The following is a 298-nucleotide window of genomic DNA, read 5'->3' on the forward strand; positions in this document are numbered from 1 at the left end:
TTCCAACTGCCGCGACAACACACTGTCGGGATCGGCCGCCTCACCCAACAGTTCCCGCTGCCACAATGTGTAGTCCGCGTACTGCACCGGCAACGGCACCCAGTCCGGGCCGCGACCGTGGGCGCGGGCGGTGTAGGCGCACACCAGATCCCGCAACAACGGCGCCAACGACCCACCGTCCCCGGCGATATGATGTAGCACCAGCACCAGCACGTACTCGTCTGCCGCACAGCGCAACACGCTCGCCCGCACCGGGATCTCCGCCGACAGATCGAACGCATACCGCGCCGCCACGGCC

Annotated in this window: 1 protein-coding gene; it reads right to left on the minus strand. The window is 67.8% G+C overall.

The window, feature by feature from the left end; all coding sequences use genetic code 11:
- On the minus strand, positions 1 to 298 hold a 298-nt coding region (locus tag ACX4ZE_RS23320; RefSeq protein ID WP_480275615.1), incomplete at both ends, for a condensation domain-containing protein.

Source organism: Nocardia sp. TBRC8007, assembly GCF_056629435.1.